This window comes from Pajaroellobacter abortibovis (assembly GCF_001931505.1).
Classification (GTDB): Bacteria; Myxococcota_A; Polyangia; order Polyangiales; family Polyangiaceae; genus Pajaroellobacter; species Pajaroellobacter abortibovis.
Window position 1 is genome coordinate 598,945 of sequence record NZ_CP016908.1, and the last position, 24,038, is coordinate 622,982.

21 protein-coding genes, 1 tRNA gene and 1 pseudogene are annotated in these 24,038 nt (G+C 47.3%); 11 read left to right on the forward strand and 12 right to left on the reverse strand.

Annotated elements, in window-relative coordinates:
- From thiS to BCY86_RS03035, 4 genes are read left to right on the forward strand one after another with little or no spacing between them, the layout of a single operon-like run.
- On the forward strand, window positions 1–201 hold the full coding sequence (thiS, locus tag BCY86_RS10045; RefSeq protein ID WP_075276393.1) for a sulfur carrier protein ThiS: 201 nt from the start codon (window positions 1–3) through the stop codon (window positions 199–201).
- Between the two features lie 2 nt (window positions 202–203).
- Complete coding sequence (locus tag BCY86_RS03025) at window positions 204–1,001, forward strand: thiazole synthase (RefSeq protein WP_075276394.1); 798 nt, start codon at window positions 204–206, stop codon at window positions 999–1,001.
- Window positions 1,002–1,039: 38 nt separating this feature from the next.
- Complete coding sequence (thiE, locus tag BCY86_RS03030) at window positions 1,040–1,726, forward strand: thiamine phosphate synthase (RefSeq protein ID WP_075276395.1); 687 nt, start codon at window positions 1,040–1,042, stop codon at window positions 1,724–1,726.
- A complete protein-coding gene (locus BCY86_RS03035; RefSeq protein ID WP_075276396.1) occupies window positions 1,669–2,829 on the forward strand; it encodes a HesA/MoeB/ThiF family protein in 1,161 nt (386 codons plus the stop codon). The genes thiE and BCY86_RS03035 overlap by 58 nt, the downstream gene beginning before the upstream one ends.
- Here the strand turns inward: BCY86_RS03035 and htpG are convergent.
- Both htpG and BCY86_RS03045 read right to left on the reverse strand, forming a co-directional pair.
- Window positions 2,826–4,775 (reverse strand): molecular chaperone HtpG, encoded by a 1,950-nt coding sequence (gene htpG / locus BCY86_RS03040; protein WP_476703812.1) that lies wholly within the window; start codon window positions 4,773–4,775, stop codon window positions 2,826–2,828. The two genes, BCY86_RS03035 and htpG, sit on opposite strands and share 4 nt — an antisense overlap.
- Before the next feature lie 40 nt (window positions 4,776–4,815).
- Complete coding sequence (locus BCY86_RS03045; protein ID WP_075276398.1) at window positions 4,816–5,892, reverse strand: agmatinase family protein; 1,077 nt, start codon at window positions 5,890–5,892, stop codon at window positions 4,816–4,818.
- 381 nt (window positions 5,893–6,273) lie between these two features.
- On the opposite strand from BCY86_RS03045, the gene BCY86_RS03050 reads away from it, so the two are divergent.
- A complete protein-coding gene (locus BCY86_RS03050) occupies window positions 6,274–6,627 on the forward strand; it encodes an MFS transporter (RefSeq protein ID WP_156865023.1) in 354 nt (117 codons plus the stop codon).
- 44 nt (window positions 6,628–6,671) lie between these two features.
- Window positions 6,672–7,151 (forward strand): MFS transporter, encoded by a 480-nt coding sequence (locus tag BCY86_RS03055; protein ID WP_075276400.1) that lies wholly within the window; start codon window positions 6,672–6,674, stop codon window positions 7,149–7,151.
- Window positions 7,152–8,098: 947 nt separating this feature from the next.
- Here the strand turns inward: BCY86_RS03055 and epmA are convergent.
- The 3 genes from epmA to BCY86_RS09635 form a co-directional block, all read right to left on the reverse strand.
- Window positions 8,099–9,022: an EF-P lysine aminoacylase EpmA gene (gene epmA, locus BCY86_RS03060; protein ID WP_156865024.1), complete on the reverse strand. Its 924-nt coding sequence runs from the start codon at window positions 9,020–9,022 to the stop codon at window positions 8,099–8,101.
- A 386-nt stretch (window positions 9,023–9,408) separates the two neighbouring features.
- On the reverse strand, window positions 9,409–10,086 hold the full coding sequence (gene pgsA / locus BCY86_RS03070; RefSeq protein ID WP_075276403.1) for a CDP-diacylglycerol--glycerol-3-phosphate 3-phosphatidyltransferase: 678 nt from the start codon (window positions 10,084–10,086) through the stop codon (window positions 9,409–9,411).
- Between the two features lies 1 nt (window position 10,087).
- The gene (locus BCY86_RS09635; protein ID WP_075276404.1) at window positions 10,088–10,288 is read right to left on the reverse strand and encodes a hypothetical protein; all 201 of its coding nucleotides are present in this window, start codon (window positions 10,286–10,288) and stop codon (window positions 10,088–10,090) included.
- A 42-nt stretch (window positions 10,289–10,330) separates the two neighbouring features.
- On the opposite strand from BCY86_RS09635, the gene BCY86_RS03080 reads away from it, so the two are divergent.
- Window positions 10,331–10,417, forward strand: a tRNA-Leu gene (locus BCY86_RS03080).
- Here the strand turns inward: BCY86_RS03080 and BCY86_RS03085 are convergent.
- The 5 genes and pseudogenes from BCY86_RS03085 to BCY86_RS10705 form a co-directional block, all read right to left on the reverse strand.
- Complete coding sequence (locus BCY86_RS03085) at window positions 10,405–12,738, reverse strand: hypothetical protein (RefSeq protein ID WP_075276405.1); 2,334 nt, start codon at window positions 12,736–12,738, stop codon at window positions 10,405–10,407. The genes BCY86_RS03080 and BCY86_RS03085 overlap by 13 nt on opposite strands.
- Window positions 12,739–12,890: 152 nt before the next feature.
- On the reverse strand, window positions 12,891–14,348 hold the full coding sequence (locus tag BCY86_RS03090) for a hypothetical protein (protein ID WP_075276406.1): 1,458 nt from the start codon (window positions 14,346–14,348) through the stop codon (window positions 12,891–12,893).
- Between the two features lie 242 nt (window positions 14,349–14,590).
- The gene (gene fumC, locus BCY86_RS03100; RefSeq protein ID WP_075276408.1) at window positions 14,591–15,982 is read right to left on the reverse strand and encodes a class II fumarate hydratase; all 1,392 of its coding nucleotides are present in this window, start codon (window positions 15,980–15,982) and stop codon (window positions 14,591–14,593) included.
- A 1,083-nt stretch (window positions 15,983–17,065) separates the two neighbouring features.
- Window positions 17,066–17,281: a M15 family metallopeptidase domain-containing protein gene (locus BCY86_RS03110; RefSeq protein WP_075276410.1), complete on the reverse strand. Its 216-nt coding sequence runs from the start codon at window positions 17,279–17,281 to the stop codon at window positions 17,066–17,068.
- A 56-nt stretch (window positions 17,282–17,337) separates the two neighbouring features.
- Window positions 17,338–17,631, reverse strand: a pseudogene (locus BCY86_RS10705) (M15 family metallopeptidase); the annotation flags it as partial.
- Window positions 17,632–18,191: 560 nt separating this feature from the next.
- Here BCY86_RS10705 and BCY86_RS03125 point away from each other — a divergent pair.
- Genes BCY86_RS03125 through BCY86_RS03140 form a run of 4 tightly spaced genes read left to right on the forward strand, consistent with a single transcriptional unit; the run spans window position 18,192 to window position 22,964 of the window.
- On the forward strand, window positions 18,192–19,607 hold the full coding sequence (locus BCY86_RS03125; protein WP_156865025.1) for a BamA/TamA family outer membrane protein: 1,416 nt from the start codon (window positions 18,192–18,194) through the stop codon (window positions 19,605–19,607).
- On the forward strand, window positions 19,604–20,254 hold the full coding sequence (locus tag BCY86_RS03130; RefSeq protein ID WP_075276413.1) for a hypothetical protein: 651 nt from the start codon (window positions 19,604–19,606) through the stop codon (window positions 20,252–20,254). Before BCY86_RS03125 ends, BCY86_RS03130 begins: the two co-directional genes overlap by 4 nt.
- Window positions 20,255–20,263: 9 nt before the next feature.
- Window positions 20,264–22,276, forward strand: a complete 2,013-nt coding sequence (gene uvrC, locus BCY86_RS03135; protein WP_075276414.1) for an excinuclease ABC subunit UvrC — start codon at window positions 20,264–20,266, stop codon at window positions 22,274–22,276.
- Window position 22,277: 1 nt separating this feature from the next.
- On the forward strand, window positions 22,278–22,964 hold the full coding sequence (locus BCY86_RS03140; protein ID WP_075276415.1) for a response regulator transcription factor: 687 nt from the start codon (window positions 22,278–22,280) through the stop codon (window positions 22,962–22,964).
- A gap of 6 nt (window positions 22,965–22,970) precedes the next feature.
- Here the strand turns inward: BCY86_RS03140 and BCY86_RS03145 are convergent, their stop codons facing one another.
- Window positions 22,971–23,165 carry a hypothetical protein gene (locus BCY86_RS03145; protein ID WP_216636029.1) on the reverse strand — a complete coding sequence of 65 codons (195 nt, stop codon included), beginning with the start codon at window positions 23,163–23,165 and terminating at the stop codon, window positions 22,971–22,973.
- A gap of 13 nt (window positions 23,166–23,178) precedes the next feature.
- Window positions 23,179–23,445 (reverse strand): hypothetical protein, encoded by a 267-nt coding sequence (locus tag BCY86_RS03150; RefSeq protein ID WP_075276417.1) that lies wholly within the window; start codon window positions 23,443–23,445, stop codon window positions 23,179–23,181.
- Window positions 23,446–24,038: the final 593 nt, after the last annotated feature.

Here is a 24,038-nt window from a genome sequence, read left to right on the forward strand (position 1 = left end):
GTGGAGATTATTGTTAACGGAGAGTCACAAATGCTCAAGGAAGGCTGTTACCTTCGAGAGCTACTTGCGCAGCAAGGGTGGGAAGATCACCATTTTGCAGTATCTATCAATGGAAAGATCGCTCCTCGTGCTCTTTACGATACGATAGAACTTAAGGAGGGCGATTCCATTGATTTCATTCTCCCTATGCAAGGAGGGTAGTGATGTGGGAGGTCGGTGATCGGCAACTCACGAGCCGCTTCTTTTTAGGGACAGCCAACTACCCCTCGCTTGATATCCTGCAACAAGCGATCCAAGAAGCGCACGCGGAGGTGATTACTGTCTCTCTCAAGCGGCAACATCCAAGTGGGAAAGGAGGGCAGAAGTTCTGGGATATCCTTCGAGCTGTAGGTTGTCATCTCTTACCTAACACTGCAGGCTGTCGAACTGCTGATGACGCCATGACGATGGCAGAATATGCGCGGGAACTCTTTCAAACTTCGTGGATTAAGCTAGAGGTCATCGGAGATGAAGATACTCTGCAGCCCGATCCGTTTGAACTGGTCAAAGCAGCAGAAGTTTTAATAGCCAAAGGGTTCTATGTTTTTCCTTATTGCACGGAAGATTTAGTGCTTTGCCAGCGTCTTGTCGAGTGTGGTTGCCAGGTATTGATGCCATGGGCTTCCCCGATCGGATCGGGAAGGGGGCTATTGAATCTCTATCACTTGCAAACCCTACGAAGCCGTTTCTCGAACACAACTATCATCATTGATGCTGGGATTGGGCGACCTTCGCATGCAGCGCTTGCCATGGAGTTAGGATTTGATGCTGTGTTGCTGAACACGGCAGTTGCTCAGGCCCAGTATCCAGTCAAAATGGCACAGGCTTTTCGAAATGCCATTGTTGCAGGTCGTATAGGATATGAAGCAGGAATCATCCACGAAAAAACGATGGCGTATCCAAGCACCCCATTACTTGATACTCCCTTTTGGCAAGCCACAATTCAACAACACAAAGTGTGAGGAATAGAAGTTGAGCTATAGGAAAGGAGGTTGATGGTTTGGGTGCGTTATCTTTTGCAGAGGTTGGTCCTGAGCCTTTAGGCCTTTATCCGATTGTTCATACACTGGAGTGGGTTAAGCGCTTGGTCCCGACAGGTATCACAACCCTGCAGCTCCGCATGAAGGGATGCTCGCCTTCTCTTGTCGCAAGCACGCTCCCTCAGGCAATTGAAGTTGCCCGTCTTTTCAGGGTAAGGTTATTCATCAATGATGAATGGGCTCTTGCTGTTCAGTATAAGGCTTATGGAGTCCATTTAGGTCAAGAGGATCTACAGCATGCAAACCTCTCTGTGATCCGCGAAGCAGGGTTGCGACTTGGTATCAGTACACATTCAGATGCAGAGATCCAAAAAGCGTTTGCTATTGAACCCTCCTATATTGCTTTTGGTGCTATCTTTCCTACCTCTACTAAACCTATGGCGACAGCTCCTCAGGGAATTGATATGTTAATGCGAGTGAGGGAAAAGATCCCTCTCCCTCTTGTAGCCATTGGAGGTATTAATCTATCCAATATAGATTGGATTTTGCAAACTCAGGTCGATGGCATTGCGATGATCTCGGCCATTACTCAAGCGGAAGATCCCATAGCTACCACCCATTTGTTCTTAGAACGAATTGCTCAACGAACATGTCCTCCTCATTTTCAGCCGAAGAGCTCCTTCAATACTCCCAGCATTTCAAATTAAAGGAAATTGGGGAGGATGGGCAGGCTAAGTTAAAACAAGCGCGTGTGCTATGTATCGGTGCAGGGGGGCTGGGTTCCCCCTTATTGCTCTATTTGGCAGCAGCAGGTGTAGGTACCTTAGGTGTTCTCGATGAGGATAGGGTAGAATTGAGTAATCTGCCGCGGCAGATACTGTTCCCTTTCGCATCCTCGCGCCAGAAAAAGGTACATGTTATTCAACGTCGGTTAAGGTCGATCAATCCTCATGTATGTGTTCATGGGTACGCGGAACGTCTGACCTTGGCAAATGCAGAGCAATGGATTCAAGCCTATGATATCGTTGCGGACTGTACGGATAACTTTGAGACTCACTACCTTGTTAATGACGTCTGTTTTTATCTGAATAAGCCTTATGTTTCTGCAAGTATTGCAGAAACCAAAGGTCAAATTTCCTCTTTTCTTGATCAAGAGGGCCCTTGCCTCCGTTGTCTGTTCCCTTATCACCCAACCTTCGATTCCGTTCCGAATTGTACAGCAACAGGTGTTTTCAATGTCCTACCCGGTTTGTTGGGCATTATACAAGCGACTGAAATCATGAAATGGATCCTTGGAGTTGGGCACTTGCTTTGTGGCCGTTTATTGACTGTCAATATCCTTAATATGCGATTTAATGAATTTTTTTTTGGACAGAATCCAAATTGTGAACTGTGTGTTCATCGGCATTCACTAGAACAATTGATAAGACCGAGCTCTTTTCCAGCAACCATCCATTCCATTAGGCACCGTGCAATCACAGCTAAAGAATTAAAAAAGCGTTTAGAGAATCGAGCGCCTCTCTTCCTTTTGGATGTCCGGACTCCTGAGGAACATCAAGTAGATCCTCTTGGAGGCTATCTGATTCCTTTGGATGAGTTGTCCTATCGGCTGCAAGAAGTAGATACAACCATCCCGGTGATTGTTTACTGTCGATCGGGGGCTAGAAGCCAAAAAGCTGTAGAACTTCTTCTTCAACGCCAAAGAAAAGGAGAAGGTGAGATCTATTTCCTGACGGGAGGTCTCATGGCTTGGTACGAGGAGAGTAGAAACAGAGCTAGCTGGTGTCTGGGTTTAAACAACAGGAGTTAGCCATGCTTAGAAATTTCCTCAGGAGGGTTGTGAGTGGGAGAAGGAGTATTGTGATTCATCACGATTTGTTGGAGCAGACAGGTAATGCGCTTTCCAAAGAAGTTGGGATCCTCGACTTTTCCTCCTTCCATCAGAAGTGCTTGATCGTACAGGATGGAGATCCACTCTTGGAGTAAGTTTGAGTTGGGGTCGCGCTGATAAAAGTCTTGGAGAGCTGTTACGAGAGGGTGGGTCGGGTTGATCTCGAGGATCCGTTGGGAAGTAGGAATTTCCTTATGCCGAGCACGCAGAAGTTGCTCAACGAAAGCGTGAGGTTTCCCCTGAGGGACAACAAGACAACACGGGGAGTCAGTCAGCCGATCGGAAAGCTTTACCTGTGAAATTTTATGCTTGAGAGAGGTCTGTATCAACGATAAAAACCCCTGCAATTCCTGGGATGGAGGAGGGGGAGAAAATTCACTCGTTTCTTTCGGATCTAGCATTAATTCAGCGCGCATAGCAGATACGAGCGGCTTCCCCTCGAATTCGTGCAAGCTTTCGGTAGCCCACTCATCGATAGGATCAGTCATATATAGCACTTCGTACCCGCGGCTTTGTAGGGCTTCAATATAAGGGCTTGAAGTCAGCGCTTGCTCGGATTCTCCTAATACATAATAAACAGCTGGTTGACGCAAAGGCATCCGCGCTACGTATTGAGTGAGGGAGATCCACCCATCTGATTTGGAACTACGGTAGCGGAGTAACCGAGCAATCCGATTTTTGTGCTCCCAGCTCATCGTAAGCCCTTCTTTTAAAATAGCGCCGAACTGCTTCCAGAAGAGAAGATAATTTTCATTTTGTTCCTGAGCCAGTTCCTCCAATAATTCGAGCGATTTTTTCGTTACCTGTTTTTGGATCGATTGGACAATAGTCGAGTCTTGCAGTGTTTCTCGGGAGACGTTGAGAGGAAGGTCATCGGAATCTAGTATCCCCCGAATAAATCGAAGCCATGGCGGTATCAACTCTTCACAGTTGTCCATGACAAAAACACGGTTTACGAAGAGACGGATCCCTTTTCGCGTGGGTTCTACCTCAAAGAGTGGGGCGTGCTTGGGAAAGTAAAGCAGTCCAGTAAATGACTGAGCTCCTTCGATAGTGAAGTGTGTATGTGCAAGAGGGTCTTCTGCATCTCGGGTCAGGTGTTTATAAAATTCAGTGTACTGCTCTTCTGTAATATGGCTGCGTGGTTGTTGCCATAAAGCCTTGGTCTGGTTGACTATTTCCCAATCGCGTATTTTTTCTCTTGTGTCGCCAGGGTAGAAGGTCCCTACTTTAATGGGATAATTAACGAAATCAGAATACCGCTTGATCAGATCGCGTATTTTCCCTTCTTCTAGCCACTGTTGCTGATCGGGCTTGAGGTGCAGTATGATGGAAGTCCCTCGTTCTTGACGCTCTGCTCCTTCTATGGTGAAATCGTTTTGGGCATCGGAGGACCAGCAAAAAGCTTTCTCCTGACCTGCCTTGTGGCTGATCACATCAACCCGGTTGGCTACAAGATAGGCGCTGTAAAATCCCACTCCAAATTGTCCAATTAGGTTGGCCCTTCCTTCCCCTTTTTCCTGAATCATTTTGAGGAAGGAGCGCGTTCCTGAATGAGCGAGTGTGCCTAGATTCTCGGCCAGCTCTTTTTCATCCATCCCTATCCCTGTGTCTTCGATGGTCAGCGTGCACTCGGCTGGGTTGAGGATCAAGCGAATTTCGAGGGTGGAGTTTTCTCCCAGGAGGGTTGCATCTGTCAGTCCTTGGAAACGGAGCTTATCGAGAGCATCTGCTGCGTTTGAGATCAGTTCTCGGAGGAATACCTCTTTATGGCTATAGAGAGAATGAACCAAAAGATGCAACAGCTGATGGATCTCTGCTTGAAAAGAGAAGGTCTTTTTTTCTTGGAGAGAAGTGCTCATGATCGGTTGGTTGCTCCTGTATTAGAGGGATGAAGAAAACTCATCAGTCGAAAGGACTTATTTTTTTCAATATCTTCACTTTGTGGTGAGAAGCAAGAGTCCAAGCGGAAAGTTTGTATAGAATTCGAGCCCCTACGTTTGCATCCCACTCGTCTTGAGAAGGAAGAGGGGGAGGGGATACTTCGGTGAGATCAAACCCCACGATACGCCTTCCTGAATGGACGAGGGCAGCCAGTAAATAGACTGCTTCTTGAAAACTCAATCCTCCCGGTACGGGGGTTCCGGTATGGGGGCAGAGAGAGGGATCGAGCACATCAATGTCGAAGGATATCCAGACCTGCTCCGGAAGAGGAGAGAGCACGCAAGAAGCGATCTCGCCCCACAAAGTTCCTTTGAATTTTTCTAGGTTGAGATGATAGGCATCGAACACATACACGCGTTCTGGCTGGCTTTGAGCGTAGGTTGCTTCTTCTTCTCCAGCATCTCGGATCCCCACTTGTACGATCTTGTTCACTTGAGGAATGTGTTTGAGCACGTTGTACATGATAGAGGCATGGGACCATTGAAACCCTTCGTAGTTGGCCCGTAGGTCGAAGTGTGCATCGAGGTGTAGAATTCCAAAAGAAGTATAATACTCTGCTGCAGCTTGGATCGCTCCAAACGAAACGGAATGCTCCCCTCCAACAATTCCTGGGAGCTGATTTCGGTAGAGGATCTCTTTCGTCTTTGAGTAGACATGATGGTTCAGTTGGTTTCCGAGTCGATTGGTGGTATCGAGTGAAGAGAGGGCAAGTGCATTGGAAGAAGTTCGATCGGGGAGCTTCCTGATAGCTTCCACATGCTGCTTAGCGATGTGATTCCATTCGTGGACCTCAGGAGATTCGGGTAACATATAAAGCCCAGCTTCGTAAGGCCGTTCCACCTCTAAGTCATAGAGATCAACTTGGTGGCTCGCTTCGAGAATAGCCATGGGACCTCGAGAAGTCCCACCCCCGTAGGAAGTTGTGGCCTCCCATGGAACAGGTAAGTAGATGAGTGAAGATTCTGTTTGGGAAAAAGGGAGCCCAAAAATGCCTGAGGAAGGTGGGGTAGGAGCATTGGGATCAAAAGAGAGATTCATGGTGTCTTCCTTGAATAGCCTTGAATGAAAAGCAAGGAATATGCCTCATTCAACGGTCATTTTGTCATGGGGTGTTTCCAGCTGCATCTCATTGAAGAGTTATGAGTATATAGATGACTTTGTGAATATGGGAGCATGAATGGATAGACGCTTACTCTTCTTTCAACTGCATCGTTTTATTTCGATGCTGGCGATACATATCCAGTCGATGGTTGTAGGTTGGCAAATCTAAGCTACAAGCGTGTCGTCCGCTCGATCTAGGATATGTTGGATTGGCTTTTTTTCTGCCAAATGCTGGTTTTTCACTCTTTTTGGGATATGTGGCAGATCATTTTAATCGTCGGTGGGTTGTGCTTCTCTGTGAACTTCTCCTGATCGACTGTGTCTACCTCTTGGGTACTCTCTTGTGGGATCGGAACCCCTCCTTTATATCTCATGTGCGGAGTTCTTGTGCTGTTCGGAGGGATTCGGGCATTCAATGGCCCTACGACGCGATCGCTCTTTGGAGATCTGATGTCCTCTGGCGAGATCACGCGGGCTCTTGCATGTGGGTCTCTAACGCATCAGCTTTTCTCGATGGTTGATCCCTCTGCAGGCGGCTTTTTTCTCTACGTATTTCATGGAAATGTGGCTTTCGTTTATTTTCTCTATGCATTCCTTTACGGCTTTTCCTTTTTTTTGCTGCTGTGGGTTCCTCCGTATGTTCGGATGCAACAGCCTGTAGTTAAATTCTGACAGGGCTGTTTGCCGGGCTGCATGCGATTTGGAATCATCCAATTTTGCTTGGCGCCATTACGCTTGATCTGTTTTTAGGAGGTGCGGTTGCTCTTCTTCCTGCCATTGCGCAAAACGTCTTACATATGGGACCGTCAGGATTTGGCCTCTTGAGAAGCGCCCCTTCTTTTGGTGCGATAGCGATGGCCTTATCGATAGCCCGCTATTCACCACCGTGCTGGTCTGTGGATGCTTGTCAGTGTTTTTATCTTTGGGATGGCCACTATTTTGCTTGTGTTTCCTCTTCTTTTTCACTCTCCATGGGGACTCTTATCTTGATAGGGGCTGCGGATCCAGTCAGTGTGGTTGTGCGGCGTACTCTGATTAATGTGGACTTACCTCACACTTTGAGAGGATGGATGAATGCAGTCAGCCATTTATTTGTGGGAGCATCGAATGAACTTGGGGAGTTAGAATCCGGGATGACAGCAACCTGGTTTGGTACAGTTGGTGCTGTTGGGGAAGAGGAGTCTGTATTTACCTGATCGCATGTTTATGACCGGTTCTTTCCCTTTCCATACGCAAGGTCGATTTTGCCAACCTCAAAGAGTGGAAGATTCTGCAAGAGGTGTGCTACTTTTCTCCTTCTATAGGTCGAAAAGGGGGGAATTGTTCTTGGCACTGAACTGATGAAGGCTGGATGTTCATTCTGCCCTCTCTTTTTTACTGATGGGTAGGATGGGATTTAGGGTGATGTCCAGTGTCATGGTCTCAAGTTCACGAATCGGTTTTAGATATACTGCGCGCCCGTCCCGACTCTGTCGTGGACATGTTACAAGAACAGAGGAAAGAACTTCTTTGCTACGGCTACCTACAGGTGAAGAGTAGTGAATTGAGGAATTCAGCAGCTATACAACTGTAGGCTGACCTGGTGATGACTCCCAAAGCCTCACTAGCGAAGTGGTGTAAAGTGCTGATTCAGCGGAGTGCACCGGATTGGAGGGAGACTTCTCGGGTACTATCTGTGGAGTAAATACCCTTGGATTCTCTCCGGGAAGAGGAAATAGTTTGTGCGGTATATTTGATTCTGTGCGTGTTGACCACGATGATTTTGATCAAGCACTGAGCTATGGAATGGAGGCATACTGAGCACTAGAGCAAAGTACTCCTTATGCGATTGTCTTTGTATATGAAAACTCTATACTTGGGCTTAGGGAGCCACTGGAAGGAGTAATTAGAAGAGATGCTATCGTACTGCAAGCACGAGGGTTAAAGGTGCCGCAGGAGGTAATACGACGAGTGCTGGCATTTCGCAATTTGGAACAACTCGTTCAATGGATTGCTCGTGCTGCAACAGTAACTCACGTCGGTGCTATTTTTGATTGAATCCTAACAGATAAGTGTAATCGATTTTATCGCGAGCTGCTTCACAATTGCACTGTACTGATTCTATTGTTTGTTCAAGAACAAGAGGAAAAAGCGTTGATTTAAATTATAACTCGTCGATGGTAAAGCTGATCACTTGCTGGATTTGATTGGTTCCGCAGGTGAGGGCAACCAGGCGATCGACGCCTAGGGCATTGCCACCGCTCGGGGGAATTCCTTGAGCGAGGGAGGTCAAAAATCGCTCGTCAATAGGATAGACCGGTCGCTGAGAGGCGCGCCTTTTGGCTTGCTCTTGCTCCAGTCTGAATCGCTGCTCTTGAGGATCGACAAGCTCACCAAAACCGTTGCACAGCTCTACTCCTGCTATATACAGCTCGAATCGTTCTGCCAAAAGTCGATTTTCGGGTTTTGTGCGTGCGAGGGAAGCTTGCGTCGCAGGGTAATCGGTTAGAAAAAGAGCGTGATCAAGTTGAGCGAGAGCAGGTTCGATAGTTTCAACCAGGAGTCGAAAGAAATCGTCTTCTGCATCAGCGGCTAGCGCAAGGGTTTCATGAGGGGAGAAAGATGCATATCGTTCAAAGGCTTCACATACGGTTATTCGAGCAAAAGGGGGAGATGTGTTGAGAACCCGATTGTCCAGCCGAACGACCCCTCCAGTGACATAACCGATCAGCTCTTCTGTATCCTTGATCATGTCTTCCATGCCTGCAGAAGCTCTGTACCACTCCACCATGGTGAACTCTGGGTTGTGCCGCTCTCCGATCTCACCTTGCCGAAAGCATTTGGTGATCTGCATGATTTTGGAATACCCCTCGGCGAGGAGTCGTTTCATCTGATATTCAGGAGAGGTGCTGAGATAATAGGTTTTTCCTGTACGTCCTTCTAACACTTCAAACGCATTGAGGTGAAGATCGAGTCCAGGCGAAGGGACGAGAAGAGGGGTCTCTACTTCCAGAAATGCTCGTTCTTCAAAGAAATGGCGAATCGCTGAGATGATGTGAGCGCGCTCAACAAGATGCTTGTGCACAATCGATCCAGTATAGGAGGAGAAGGGAGAGAGAAAGGAAAATTAGAAAGAGACATCAACATCGGGAGGGGGCCTTGATGCGTCCAAGATCAACACGCGGGACATTGTACAGATGTTTGGAGTTGAGCTGGTTTGCTCTGCAAGAGGGGGACAACAAACTCCATTCGTTGGGTTTGAAGTATTATGCCCCAGTGACGCGAAAGAAATGCAAATGAGCCCCTTGGCGCAGTCTGGGTCACTGGGTTGGGTTAATGTGCTGCATCGCTCCCCTTCTCCCTGAGCTGCACAAGAGGTGAGAAGCCCGATTAAAAAAGAAATGCAGCTTTTCATTAGCCAGTTGTTTGTCGATGTCCACAGGGAAAATAGAGCAGATTGGGGTATCCAACAGTTCATGATGGGTTCCTCTGGGGGGATAGGGTGTCATCCTGTTTTTTTTGTACTTTTGCTTCTATCGTAGTTGTCAGTAATCGCAAGTATTGACCTGCGCTCGCAAGAGAAAAAAAAAGAGAAATATAGAGAAGCACCGTGCCCACATAGATTAGATCGACTGCCCCTAAGTGAATCCCTGGATAATAAGAGAGCTCATAAGGATAACCTAGGACAAGAGCGATAATTCCTATCATTTGAAGCGCTGTTTTAGTTTTTCCTTCTTGTCCTGCAGCGATGACAACACCTTCGTTTACAGCGACCATCCGCAGTGCGTTGACCGTTAATTCTCGCCCTAACAGAACGACTACGATCCAAGGTGTAATCCGACCCATCGCTGCACACCATACGAGGGATGCCATTACGATTAACTTGTCTGTTAGAGGATCCATCAGTTTTCCAAAAATGCTGACGAGATTTAATTTGCGCGCCAGATAACCGTCCAACAGATCAGTGAGAGCAGCAGCAGTGAAAATGAGTGCTGCGTAGACTCCATCTGCGGGAGTATCTTTATCAAGAAAATAAAGAAAAGGGGGGATCGCAAGGACCCTTCCCATCGTGAGAAGGTTGGGTAAATTAAAGGCATCTTGAACGATTGAGCGTCTATGCTTTGGAGGCTGAAAGGCCACTTGTTCATTCATGTCATGTGACCGCATGGAGAAGAAGAGGGCCAGAACGGTAGGTTGGGTATTTGATGCTTGTCTGACCAGTCTTGTATTCTTTCTTTCGGTCTATAGTTACGCTGAAGCCGAAATGGTGTCCATCTTTATCCTCTATTGAGCTGAAATTGAGGGAAAGAGGGTGCGGATCGATTAAAAAAAGGCGTACAGCTCTCTCAGGCATAGACATGTACGAGCTTTGCCTTGTATAAGAATTGAAAGCTTTGGCTCCTTGGCGGAATTGGCATACGCAGCGGACTTAAAATCCGTGGCTTGAAAAAGCGTGAGGGTTCAAATCCCTCAGGGGCCACCATCGGGTCGTGATCCATCTGGCTGAGAGGAAGGGAGTACTTGCTGGATGCACTGTAAGCTAAATTGAGAATTCGGCACAAGTTCAAGATTGATAATGATAGCTTGATCGCACTTGCTAGCGGGTCGTTTCCCGTTCGCTTTTTCGACATAGCAGAATCCGAGTTTGTCTGGGTCCTCTGCACAAGTTTCTCCTGGAACAACCGCTTGCTGTTGAATCTCACAAACTTGAACGTTGGTGTTTCTTGCATCCTTAGAGGAATCTTGAAGTTGCTGCATGATGGAAGGATCAGGGGGTCGCCTTCCTGGCTTATGGCAAAGGTTCGGATCCGTGGATCCATTGATCGTTTCGAGGACCAAACATGAAACCCTTCCATCTGGATCAGGCCGGAGGCGTTGTGGCAAGCATTGGCTTCCAAGTGCGTTTTTAAGGCGTTCCATCAAGCTTGCGATGGCAGGGCGATATCCATAGGTATCTTTGCTTTTGTCCATATCGATTGGACAGAGAGAGGAGATGGCGGCTTGATCTCCAAGCAACTTAGCGAGTTGCAGCATCTTGGGGGTAGGATAGACTTTTGCCCGAATCTGTAGGTGTTTCTGAACAGGATCGCAGAGAGGTGGGATCGGATCTGTAAAGGAATCTTCGGCTGGACAGTCGCAGCTTAGAGCATTTTCAGGTTTGCTGCAGTCGCGCGGAGTGGTGAGGGGAAATGTACAAGCGTATTGGAGATCTCGAGAACCAATGATTTTAATAGAGGAAGTATCCCATTCTCGTCCGTGAATTGGATCAGCATCATCCTTTGCTTGAATCCCAGCACCCGCTTTTGTGATCGCATCACGTGGCTCAATCGATTCAATCATATGTGGATCGATCCCTGTGAAATCATATTTTTCTGGATCTTTTCCTAAAATCTTAATCCAGTCGGCATTCGTTAAACGGCTTTTTTCTGGATCTTTTGCGTCAAAATGAAGGAGTTGATGAGGAATCCCTCCGATATGAACATAAAAGATATTTTCTGGAGGTCGATTCCCGAGTGGCAAATTACAGAGTTCTTCGTTGTTGGAAGCAGGGAGAGACTGCGCAAAAAGAGGATTGGTGCACGTAGGATTGCCAACGTAGTTGTTTTCACCAGGCGGATATTCTCCATCTCGATTGGGTATTTTGGATGACGTTAGACCATTGAAATAACGGCTGAGGGGAAATTGTACATCGACCCCATAGCGCTGCTTCATGTGCACGTGGCGCAAGTTGTTGATGTCTTCTTTTGCACTGTCGGTAAACATTCCTTTGGTGAGAAGGCAATTGGGATCGTTCTTGGAGGTTGTTGTCATCCTGCACGATGTGCAATCAGGGGACATAGGGTTCGTTGCACAGATGGAAGTGGGGCGCGGCATCAGGTTGTTGGTGAGAAATTTATATCCTTGTCCACCTAGAGCACGCACATCGATCTCTGAATAGTTTTCGTCTGAGATTTCGATGATGACCACGGCCGAGTCAGGGCGGAGAAAATCGTGGCGCTGCTTGAGAATGGTTTCATCGATCCCCTTCCACTGAGCGGTCTCCGTAGACGTGTCGATCGAACTGTAGGGATCGGGTTGAATGAGGAAACGGTACCAGTCTTCCATTTGGGATTCAATGCCGCATCCGGTCTCCCCTACCGCAACAATCTCTTGAGAACGCTGAATCAATTGAGTTGGGTCTTTAATGGTAGGTCTAGAAGGGGGTGGAGGTGCATTGCCGCCTGTACTTGGATTCGCAGGGGTTGGATACCAAGCTAAAAAGCGACTTGGATCGATGTCTGGAGGCAGCGGTTGATTGGGATCGGTAGTCCGATAGACCAAATGCCCCTGATCGTCGAAATATTGGGTAGCCGTTGGCTGATTGGGGCTTATGAGCAAACCATCGCAAATGCTAATCCCTTTTTTGGGGGTCATTCTGGGCCCTAGCGAGGAGGTAACGACTCCGATGTGCAAGTCGTGCACAGGGGGGAATTCTATCTTACTACCCAGGGGACAGTTCCCATTTTGAGAGTTGCTTACAAACTCGTCTGTGGATTTGTCAAGACAATGAGGGGCGACGAGCCGATTGATTAAATCGGGAATCGCTTCTTGGAGAATGCTCTGTTTATCTCCCATAGAAGCGGAGTTGTCGATTGCAAGCAGTAGATCGACCCTTTCAATCGGGGTTGCTCGTATGCTTTTCGTGAAATTCGTTTTAACAACAGGTTCTTGCGGGACGGTAGGTCGCTGCAGGCATCCTGATACGGTGACTGTACATACAATACCTAGGAGAGAGAGGAACTGACCTTTTTTTTGTTTATTCATAGTATAAGTCGTTAAAACGTTTTGAACTGGGAGCAAGTGAGAGGATGAAGCAAGGTAAGATAATCCATGGCAGATTATCATGGCGCTATTAGACGAGATTTGCAATCAAAAGGGAGTCTCTTCGGATGAATGGTTCAAATTCTTTCAATCCTCTATTGGTCAGAAGCGAAAATGACTTTGCCCACTTGCTTCTCTTGGTCAGAAGCCGCTTGGTGTTCTTGCTCTAGAGTAGCTGTTTCGGTCTCTAGATCTTCGAAGCGATAGTAAATTTGACCGTTATCCTTTATTTCAATATCCCCCCCTAAATCTTGCACGATGCGGGTGAGTTGCGACGAATCCGCAGGGATACCAGCAGACTGTTCCCACGCAGAGAGCAGCTCTCTTTCTGAGAGAGGGATTTTGCTTTTGGTATGTCCAAGCACCGCCCGTAGAATGCCACGCCTTCCATTCTCGTGGGCGATGGACCGCGCTTTGAAGGGGCGCATGCACAGTCGGGCAAGAGGGAGAAAAAATAGACCAAGCGAGAAGAGAAAGGGGATCCAACCTAATACAAGTGGTGCACCCATTGCTTCTGGCTCAAAAGAGGGATGGGCGGTGAATACCGCGTTGAGCCGGTCCAATGTCAAATCGGCTTGGATTGCAAACCAACTCATCCACAGGTTAAATGCGTTTAACCCTCCAACCAATAGATTGAATTCCCATGAATTACCGGTGAGAGGAGGGAGCTTTTTGGGTTTTGCCCAGATGGGAGGCGGAGCTTGTTGAGAGATATTGTCTGTTGTTTTACGGAGGTTTGCAAAGCGATAGACAATTCCTCCTTCGGAGGAAACATCGACTTCCCCTTCGTAGTCAAGCATCAGGCGAGCAAGGATCGGATCGGCCTCAGCGCGCGAAAGCCCGGTAACTCGCATTATATCTGAGATCCCAATTCTCCCTTTTTGAGCGCGCACCTGAGCTAAGATGGAGCGCTCGGTAGCCTGGGGATCCTCTGGGGGAGAGGAAGGACCGAAGAAAAGTCGATTGACCTTTTCGTAGAAAGGGACATTTGCTCGCTTGGTATTCATTCTGGTGGTGTCCCATCCCCACCTGGGCTCTACCCGAAAGGGTGAGAAAGGATGGAATGTCCAGAAAAGTGCTTCGTTCATAATGCGAAGCAGAATGAGTGCAAAGCGGGACGCTGGAAACTCATCTCGATCGGAAGAATTCGATTGTTGACTGGAGCGGGCCATGCTCAAGCCAAGTAAAATGGATACGAAAATCAGTGCGTAGGCCACCAGCACCATCGTTAACCAAGCGCGCACAAAAAAGCGGAGCGCTCCCATTGCAAACTTTGCGATCCCTTTGAAGACGGACTTCAAAAAATCGATCTTTTCCCACGGTTTAGTGAATCCGTACGGGAAAAGATAAAGAAGAACCCCCTCTTCGGTGACTCGCAAATGGCCCCGATATTCGTTCGTAAGCCATTGCAACCCTCGTTCGGCATCGCGTAGCGGTATACCCGCTTGCGTTGCTGCATCGGCTACCGTGAGCGGCTCTCTGGGAGATTGAATCGAGCGCTCAAGGAGTCTCCCTGTTTTTTCAGCTTGTACGAAAGTAGAAGAAGAAGGCACAATAAAACAATGCCTCTACCTTATCATCTGTTGTTTAAAGAGGAAGCTACATAAATCAAAGAAAGAGCGATCAACAACGTAATCAAAAGAAGACCCACCAGCTTGGGGCCAGTCCACTCTTTTTCTTGTTGGCTAAGTGTACTTTCGAATGAATTGAATTCCATGTATGTGGAGATTGTGAGCGATTTCTTTAAAAAAGAGAAGAACATTTTGCTTCTCGAACAAAAGAATGACCCATCTCTTTATGTGGATGGACCAATCATCTCTTCTGGCTTAAAATGAGCATCGAATTGCTCTTCTGTCAGAAGCTTCAACTGCAGGGCTGCTTGTTTTAAGGTGATATTCTTTTCATAAGCCATTTTAGCTATTTTTGCAGCATTGTCATACCCAATGATGGGGTTGAAGACTGTGACCAACATCAAGGAGTTGGCGAGATTGCGGGATAAAATCTCTTGATTGACTTTGATCCCCTGAACGCATTTGGTTGTGAAGCTTTGACAAGCATCTGCTAGCAGGCTGATCGACTCCAAAAGATTGTGAATAAGAACAGGCTTATAGACATTCAACTCGAGGTGACCGCTTGCTCCAGCAAAAGCGATTGCTGTGTCATTCCCTATGACGTGTACAGCAACCATCGTAAGCGCTTCAGCCTGAGTGGGATTGACTTTGCCAGGCATAATTGAGCTTCCAGGCTCGTTCGAAGGGAGGATTAGCTCTCCGAGCCCGCAGCGAGGGCCGCTTGCAAGAAGGCGAATATCGTTGGCTATTTTGAAACAAACCGTAGCCAAACTGCGTGTAGCGGCGCTTGCACTCACAATTGCATCGTGGCCAGCTAGAGAAGCAAATTTGTTTTCTGCTGTGCAGAAAGGAGCTTTGGTCAGAGCGCTGATCTGCCTTGCTACTTCTTCAGCATATCCAATCGGGACGTTTAGACCTGTTCCTACTGCGCTGCCTCCTAGCGCAAGATGGTAGAGAGGATTTAAGGATTCGTTCAACCGATCCTCTGCGAATTTCAGTTGCGCTGCGTAGCCAGAAAACTCTTGTCCTAGAGTCAGAGGCGTCGCATCCATCATGTGGGTGCGCCCCACTTTGATGAGAGAAAGGGAAACCTTTGATTTCTCTTCGAAAGCTTGACGCAACTCACGCACAGCAGGCAGGAGCCGCTCGCTGATTTCCAGTGCGGCTGCCACATGCATCACCGTCGGAAAACAATCATTGGAAGACTGAGAGCGATTGACATCATCATTCGGGTGGATAGGCTTTCTTGACCCTAACTGTCCACCTGCCAATTCGATCGCGCGATTTGCGATCACTTCATTCGCATTCATATTAGACTGCGTGCCGCTTCCTGTCTGCCAAACAACAAGGGGAAAGTGATCGTTTAATTTCCCTTCGATTACTTCTTGGCAGGCTCGCACAATCAGATCGCACTTTTTGGAATCGAGTTTGCCGAGAGAGGCATTCGCTAGCGCAGCCGCCTTTTTCACAATTCCAAAGGCCCGAATGACTATGGGAGGGAAACGATGATCTCCAATCCGGAAATTCTGTAGAGAGCGTTGGGTTTGAGCTCCCCAATAACGGCCTTCCGGTACTTCAATGGTGCCCATGCTGTCGGATTCAGTGCGTGTTTTCATAAGCTTGAATGTAGTTTCATGGTTGTGTAAGTCAAGGAAAATACTTGATTTCTCGGCAGTTTTAGAATTCTAAAATTCCCTCTTAAAAAAGAGCAATCATCTTTCTTTTTAGCTATTTTGAATCCTTATGAGTGTCGGCTCTAGGCTTCGGATCTCGAATCGCAAAATTGAATTCGTTCCCGAAGGGGTGATTATCCAAGGTAAAATGCCACCAGGCGTTGGGATAGCTTTTAAAGCCTTGGGCTTTCATCACTTACTTGAATAGTATGTGACTTTTGTGTGCCTGATCTAGAGATTGTAGGCGAATCGGTATTGGCAATTGGGTCAAACAGACCGTATCCACAACCCATATTCATTACTATTGTTGTCAAATCGTTCTCCTTGGGGTAAGAACCACCTCTTTGAGTGGGTTCCCTTCACGGTGTTCGGCTTGAGGAGGTGCAGGCAAGGGGACGAGGGTAATATCTAATGTACTGCCTAGTGCATGCGTGGAATAGAGCCTGATGTATCCCTTCGCCAAAATTCAGACTTATCAACGCATGGGTAAAATTCTTTTTTCATTTTCTGGTCTTGGAGATCCTGAGCCCATTCGACTGCGTCGTAAATCGAGAGACCGAATCGACTTTTGTACTTCACTTGACTTTTGAGCGACTTTTTGGGTAAGCACACATCGATTGGACTCAAATCCTTTGAGCGGCATGTCCATAAATTATCGATGTGCTGTAGCGAACCTCTTCTAAAATGGTTGGATCGATATCCCACAAGTACACAAATCCTTTGGGGAGATTTGAGGAAACAAAAGGGGAAGGGGGCGAGAGGGGGATAGGGCAGCTCCTCGATGAGAAGTGCAGCCCGTGCGTAAGGATTACTGGGAAGAATAAGTGGATAGTGCTCTACTTTGTTAACCGCACGTATTTTGAAAAAATTGGATTGATGTACATGTTCCCTCCTTCAAAGATCGACAATAAAAAAAAGCGAATGATCTCTTTTTAAAATAACTGTTCACAGATAAAAAAGAGCACAAAAAGGATGGTTTTTTCTTTCTAAAGAAAATCTGTTCTTAGTGAATGTAAGTCCAGCACTCTACTCTACAGAGAAATCAAAAGGCTTAGCAAAAGGCTGTGGACTGAGTGTAAAACGCCGCCATTCTTTAGGATAGTTTTTGAAGCCATGGCGTTCCGTGATACCCTGAAAAGGGCCGCGTTTTTGATGGATTTCTTCAGGAACTAGCGATGAGTCTGTATGAGAAACAGGGATCAAACAGTTCAAAGCCTCCCCCCATGTCGATGCTGTTGTCATCAAACCGTTCCCCTTTGGGTAGGAACCCTTCTTTGAGCGGGTCCCCCTCGCAGTATTCAGCTTGGAGGAGGAACGGGCAAAGGGACTAACGTGATATCCACTATGCTCCCCAGACAATGCATTGATTGTTTAGAGATATATCTCTCATTGAAAAGAATCGATTTATCAACGCGTGGGTAAAACTCTTTTTTCATTTTCTGATTTTGAAGCTGATTCGACCACGCCACGAAATCATCAACAGCCCGTTGAGGGCGATAGCAATCGTAAACTTTGAGGGTGAGGTTGGAAGCTTTCAGAGCTTTCTGGACTTCTCTCAATGCTTCAGCTGCTTGTCGGGTCAGGATACACTTGGGGGCATGATATCCTTATTACTGGTCTTCCGGGGAGGTTATGGGAGGTGGCATAGCGGATTTCTTGCAAAATAGTGCTGTCAACATCGCGCAGGTAGACAAACCCTTCAGGTAAAAAGGAGAAAGAAGAGTTAGATGAGAAGGGAGAGACTCAGAAAGAGGGGGCTTGGAGGTCCCGCAGCTGATACATAACATCGACTCCAGAAGCAATAAAAAAAAGAGGGTAAAACGATTGGGATGGATCTCGATCTGACTTAGACACATAGGCATATCTTACTGTCGAAATGAAAAGAAAGCTGGGAAAGAAAAAAAAGATAGCAAAGGAAAAGTCTCTTTGCGTGATCCTGTGTGCAGCAGGAGCACCCAAGATTTGGATTTTTGGAAAAAAGATTGATCTTCATCCAAAAAGTCCCTTTTCTGAGTAAGGCCATTTGGGAAAGCAGAGCAAATGCAGTTTGGCATCATGACAATGTGACAGTGAGAGAGTGATATCCCTGATTCATCTACATCAAAACAAGATAACTTGCCTGTTTGTGATTCAATGGGGGTTCCTTTCCTTGATGCATTCTGCCCATGCACAGCCGCTTATAGAGCGAGAAAGGCCTTCTTCTTCCGTTTCAACTCAACAAGAGGGGGAGCTCGACTACATTCTCGAGCGCATTGAAATTAAGGGGGATACCAAAACGCTGGGCCAGGTGATTCGAAGTTACTTCCCTAGGATCGGGAAGAAGCTCAATATGGATCATAAAAGTTTGCAAAAAGCTCGTTATCAGCTTCTGACGACCGGTTTTTTTCGGGATGTGCAGTTTGTTCTCCAGCGTGGCTCGCAAAGGGGGTATGTGATCCTCACGGTCTATGTGAGCGAGCGAAATACCCTGATTATCCAAGATGTTTGGTTAGGTTTTTCTCGTTACGCTGCTTCGGATGGGACCGCACAACCTTTCACTCTTTACGGAGGGATCGAAGGGGGAGAGACCAATCTGATGGGAACCGGGATGGGTTTGGGGGGGGCTTTGGCAGGCGCCCAAGACCAGATTGCCTTTCGCACTCGATTTTCTTATCCACGCGCATTTGGAACCCCGTGGATGTTTGAAGCGCAAGTGGGGTACAACGGGGCTCAGGAATATGTGACGGCTACTTCTCCTTTAGGGGATCGGAGCACTTCGAGCCAACTGCTCGATACCCCCCTCTCGTACAAGCGATCTGGTGGCGAAGGGGTTATTGGACAGGCGATCAGTTCCTTTTCTCGCCTTCTTTTGCAATATCGCCTTGAGGGGATCGATGCCAATCTACCTGAGGAAAATCGAGGTAATTTAATCAATAATAAACTGATCGCTGGGAAGTCTATCTTAAGCGCGTGTGGGGTTAGTTGGGTATTGGATACGCGGGACGATCCGTTTCTTCCTACAAAAGGGGAATGGATTTCGGCTCATGCTTTGCTTTCTACTTCGTGGATAGGAAGCTCCTATCAGTTTATCAAAGTGGATGTGCGTGCTTCTCGCTGGTTTGTACTCCCTTGGAAGCATATTTTTCGGGTAGATGGCATTATGGGGCTAATAGAGGGGGAAGCCCCTATTTTCGAAAATTTTTATGTAGCTGATTTTACAGATCTTCTCCCTCACCGCGTTCTTGATCTGAATTTTGATCGCCGTTCCTCACCGAACCTCCTCGGTACTTCTATCGAGACAATGCGGTATGGAGAGTATGCAGGTAAGTTGAATATTCAGTATCGGTGGCCTATCTATCGAGGGCATCGCTCTATCTATGGTGTTGATCTGTTTGGTTCTACAGGTGTGTATACGGTGATCGATCCAGAGATTGTGAAAAAATCCATGGAACATTATCGGGGGATCAATCGCGTGCCCATCGATTTTACATTTAATTTCGGGCTACAGATGGATACAGTAGCGGGTGGCTTTACCTTTGGACTTTCTAATTTTGTAGGGTTGGTCCCTTTCCCTAGCGGAAGTTTATGAGAGAAAAAAGGCATTGTCGATGGTTTGTTCTTCTTTTCTTTGGGCTACAACCGTCAGCTCTTAAGGCGGCTGACACTTCTCCACAGGACCTTCCTTTGCGAAGTGCGTCGTTTCGTTGGGATGGAACTCTTCTGCGAGTCAGCTTCTCTTACCGCGATCTAGTGGATGGACCGACTGTTCATAAGCTAGTCAGTGGCATCCCTGTTCTTATCCGTACGCGTGTGGATGTGATTCGGAAAAAAGACCAGTTCCCCGTCGCTTTTTTCGTTTATTCTTGTCATGTTGTCTATGACCTTTGGGATGAGGTCTACCGCATTACAATTTCTCAGTCAGGAAGGGAGAATAAATCCGCTGCATTAGGTGTGGAAGGGATTCTTCACCAATGTGCAGAAGGGCGAGATTGGCCCATTGTCTCGCGAACACTCTTAAAAGAAAATAAAACTTATTTTCTTCGTGTTTTGTCTGAAATCGATCCCACGGATCCTGAACTTTTAGCAGAAGTGAGACGTTGGATAGGACCACCATTGGGTACCCATTGGCTAGATCCAGGGGGAGCTCTTTTTGCTTCTTTTGCGAAGCTTTTTGTTCGCAAAATAGGAGGGAGCGAGCGTCATATTCTGTTCCGAACTCCTCCCCTTCCGCATTAGGATAGTTGCATGCAGTACCTCCCCTATCCCGCCTCTCTTACCAGCAAACTGAAGACACTCCCTAAGAAACCTGGGGTGTATCTTTTCAAGGATGCCGCGGGGAAGATTATTTATGTTGGCAAAGCGAAGAATTTGCGTTCGCGGGTACGGAGCTATTTTCAAAGTAGCCTTACCGATTCTCGCGCTTCTATCCCTTTCTTGCTTCGGGTGGTTCGCGATTTTGACACTGTTGTGGCGGGGAATGAGAATGAAGCGCTGATTTTAGAGAATAACCTGATCAAAGAATACCAGCCAACCTACAATGTCCGCTTGAGAGATGACAAAGAATATCTTTCTCTCAAGTTGGATATCTCGCATTCCTGGCCTCGTTTCTATCTAGCCCGGCGGTTTCCTGCTCATGCAGAAAAAGAACGAGTCTTTGGCCCGTATTCCTCTTCAATGGCTGTCAGGCGCGCACTTTATCTGGTCAATAAGCACTTCCAGTTAAGAACGTGTACGGATACAGAATTTCTTGCGCGTCGATACCCTTGCTTGCAATATCATATCAAGCGTTGTCCTGCACCCTGCGTCTATGAGGTAGAGGCTGCATGGTACGCGAGGCAGATTCGATCGGCGAGTCTATTTTTAGAAGGCCGTTATGATGAGCTCTCTCGTGAATTGGAAGTGCAGATGAAAGAGTATGCCCAGGCGATGCATTTTGAGCTGGCTGCTGTGTATCGCGATCAATTGCGTATGATCGCACAACTCCAGGAGCAGCAGCGAGTGGTCTCGCTGGACCGGCGCGATCGTCATGTGATCGGCCTTCATCGAGAGGGGGATCTGGCAGAAGTGGCTCTTCTGATCATCAGGAAGGGGAGACTTACGGGAGTAGTGACTTTCTCAATCAAAGGGGTCGAAATCCCTGATGAGGAGGTGATCGCTGCCTTTTTAATACAATATTATGGAGGGGAGCAGAAAGATTCTTGCTTTGAGGAGAATCGTGAAATGGGCCGTCAAGTTCATCCTTGGGTGGGTCTGATCCCTCCGGAAGTCATTCTTCCTGTTAAACCGGAAGGAATGTCCGCTATAGCAACATGGCTCTCAAAAAAAGCAGGGCAGTATGTCTCTGTCTTCTGTCCAAAACGGGGAGAACGAGTTGCTCTGCTTGCGCTTGCCCATCAAAACGCGCGTCATGCATTTGCAGAGAAGCAACGTGAAAGCGAAGATAGTGAACGTAAACTCGCGCAGTTTCAGCAAGGGCTTCGCCTTCCCAGATTCCCTCGTCGGATCGAGTGCTGTGATATTTCTCATCTAGGAGGAACGAATACCGTTGGAGCAATTGTCGCGATGACGGATGGACAGCTCGATAAGAAACGCTATCGCATTTTTCATGTGCGCGGGATAGGAGAGGAGAGTGTTGGGGGGGATGATTATCACGCGATGTATGAGGTGTTAGCACGCAGATTTTGCAGAGGCAAAAAGGTAGACCTCTCTAGCCACGCCGATCCAGAAAAGAGGGCTGTCCACCAGAAAGAAAAAAAAGGAGGGATGAGCAAATCTGACTCCAAATGGGAACTTCCTGATCTATTTGTGGTCGATGGTGGACGTGGTCAGCTTGCAGTTGCTCTTGCTGCAGCTCGCGATCTTGGACTACACGATCTCCCTGTGGTAGCGATTGCCAAGGAACGAGAAACAACTGTGGGAGAAATCCTGTCGGATCGCGTCTATCTTCCGGGGCAAAAAAATCCGATTCCTTTGGGGAAACATTCAGCAGCTCTCTTTTTGCTTACGAGGTTACGTGATGAGGCGCATCGATTTTCTAACCGCGCTCGCGAGCGGCTGGGATGGAAAAGGTGGAGTCATTCGTCGCTCGAGGATATCCGTGGGCTTGGCTCTGCAGCGCGTACCGCCTTGCTTTCTTCTCTGGGGAGCATAGAGGCAATCCGCAAAGCGGATGATGCAACATTACTTGCCATCCCAGGTATTCGCGCGAGGCATGTCAAAGCGCTTCGCGCTGCTTTCTCTGACGAGGAGTCCTCCTGAGATGAAGAGGACCATTTTAATCATTGAAGATGAGCCTCACCTCGTGATGGGGCTTCGTGATGCGTTGGAATTTGAAGGATTTCATGTGGTGTTTGCTGCTAATGGGCGAGATGGTATCGCGCTGGCCAAATCGGCTTCGCCCGATGCGACGATCCTCGATCTGATGTTGCCCGATATGAATGGATACGCAGTATGTGAAGCGTTGCGTCGACAGAATCCCCATTTACCTATCATTATGCTCACAGCTCGCTCGCAGGAAATCGATAAGATTCGGGGTTTGGATGCGGGTGCAGATGATTATGTGACCAAGCCTTTTAGTGTCAATGAACTCATTGCGCGCATACGGGCTATTTTTCGTCGCGCCTCTCCCAAGATCAATGCAGTCAAGGAAATTCAATTGGGAAATATCTCGATTAATTTTGTGAAACATGAAATGACCGCGCGAGGTCGGATCCATCCATTGTCATTTTATGAAGTTGAACTGTTGCGCATGTTGGTTGAACGAATGGGCACCCCTGTTCATCGAGACGAAATTCTATCTCGCATCTGGGGTCTCGAGGCCTCTCCGACCAATCGGACAGTCGATAATTTCATCGTCAAATTGCGCAAGAAAATGGAGATTTCTCCAGAAAGACCGAAATATATCCTGACTGTATACGGATATGGATATAAACTGATCAATGACTGAGAATAGTTACACCCGCGGTACAATCAAGGCGATCTCAAGAAAGGGGAATGGAATATTGCCAGATTGCTTGTGAGGCTTTTGTTGAAGCCAGTGGCTTGTCACTCGATGGAGATAGAGAAGGATAGATACAGCAGTCTGCGAGAGGGAGAGCGCTTGGATCTGTTTGCAAAAAGAAACGGGAGGTGGATGCAACGTCGGCACCTCTGTGCCCGGTTCATAAAGCACAATCTGAGTACCTTTGATCGGATAAGAAGGTACTAAACTGAGCGATTTTTCTCAACAGTGCTTGAACCTCTATTTTCACAGTAGGATAAAAAAGTGCGGGCGCAATTTTGAGAATGATTCCTCGCTCATCTCGGGATGGATTGAGAGCGGTGTATTCCCCTAAAGAAGAGAACAACTCATCTGCGTCGATCCTGCCTGATCGTTGAGGAAATAGGCGTTGGATTAAGCGCCGTATACAAGCGCTCTGTTGCTCCATCACATCAGCAAAATCGATCGCTTATGGTGAGCTCGAAGAGACATTACCTAACTTCGATCGCGGTGAACGCAATGGAAGAAAAGGGGGCATCGGTGCCGCTTCGCGTAGCAGTTGTGTTTGAATGAAAGCAGAGGCTACCAGTGTGACCCATCTTGCTTCGGAGGAGGGGGAGAAGAGAGAGGAAAAGGATATGGGAAAACGTTGGTTCTCTTTCGGTTGAAATGCTGTGTGGGTGCCTAATAATTATTCAAGGCTTTGAGTAGGTGCTTTAGCTATTGAAGTAATATTTGATGATTTTTCTTTGGGTGGGGTAGAGTGGCTCTCAAACACCGCTTGAACAATGGAGTAACGCGGTAGCATAAAAAGAATCCAGTGATAGGGTATCCTTCCCTTTTTCATGGATGGGCTGGTGAACAGCAAAGGATAACTACTTTGCGTTTTTTAAGGCTGTGATTGCGCTCTAGTCGGAAGGTATATTGGTTGAGAGAACGAATGACCATCGGATGAAGAATCAAAAATTAGGGTCGATGGCAGAAAGGAACGAAAAACCAGTAGATTATACAACTACGTGGATTTTCTTGCTTAAGAGAGCA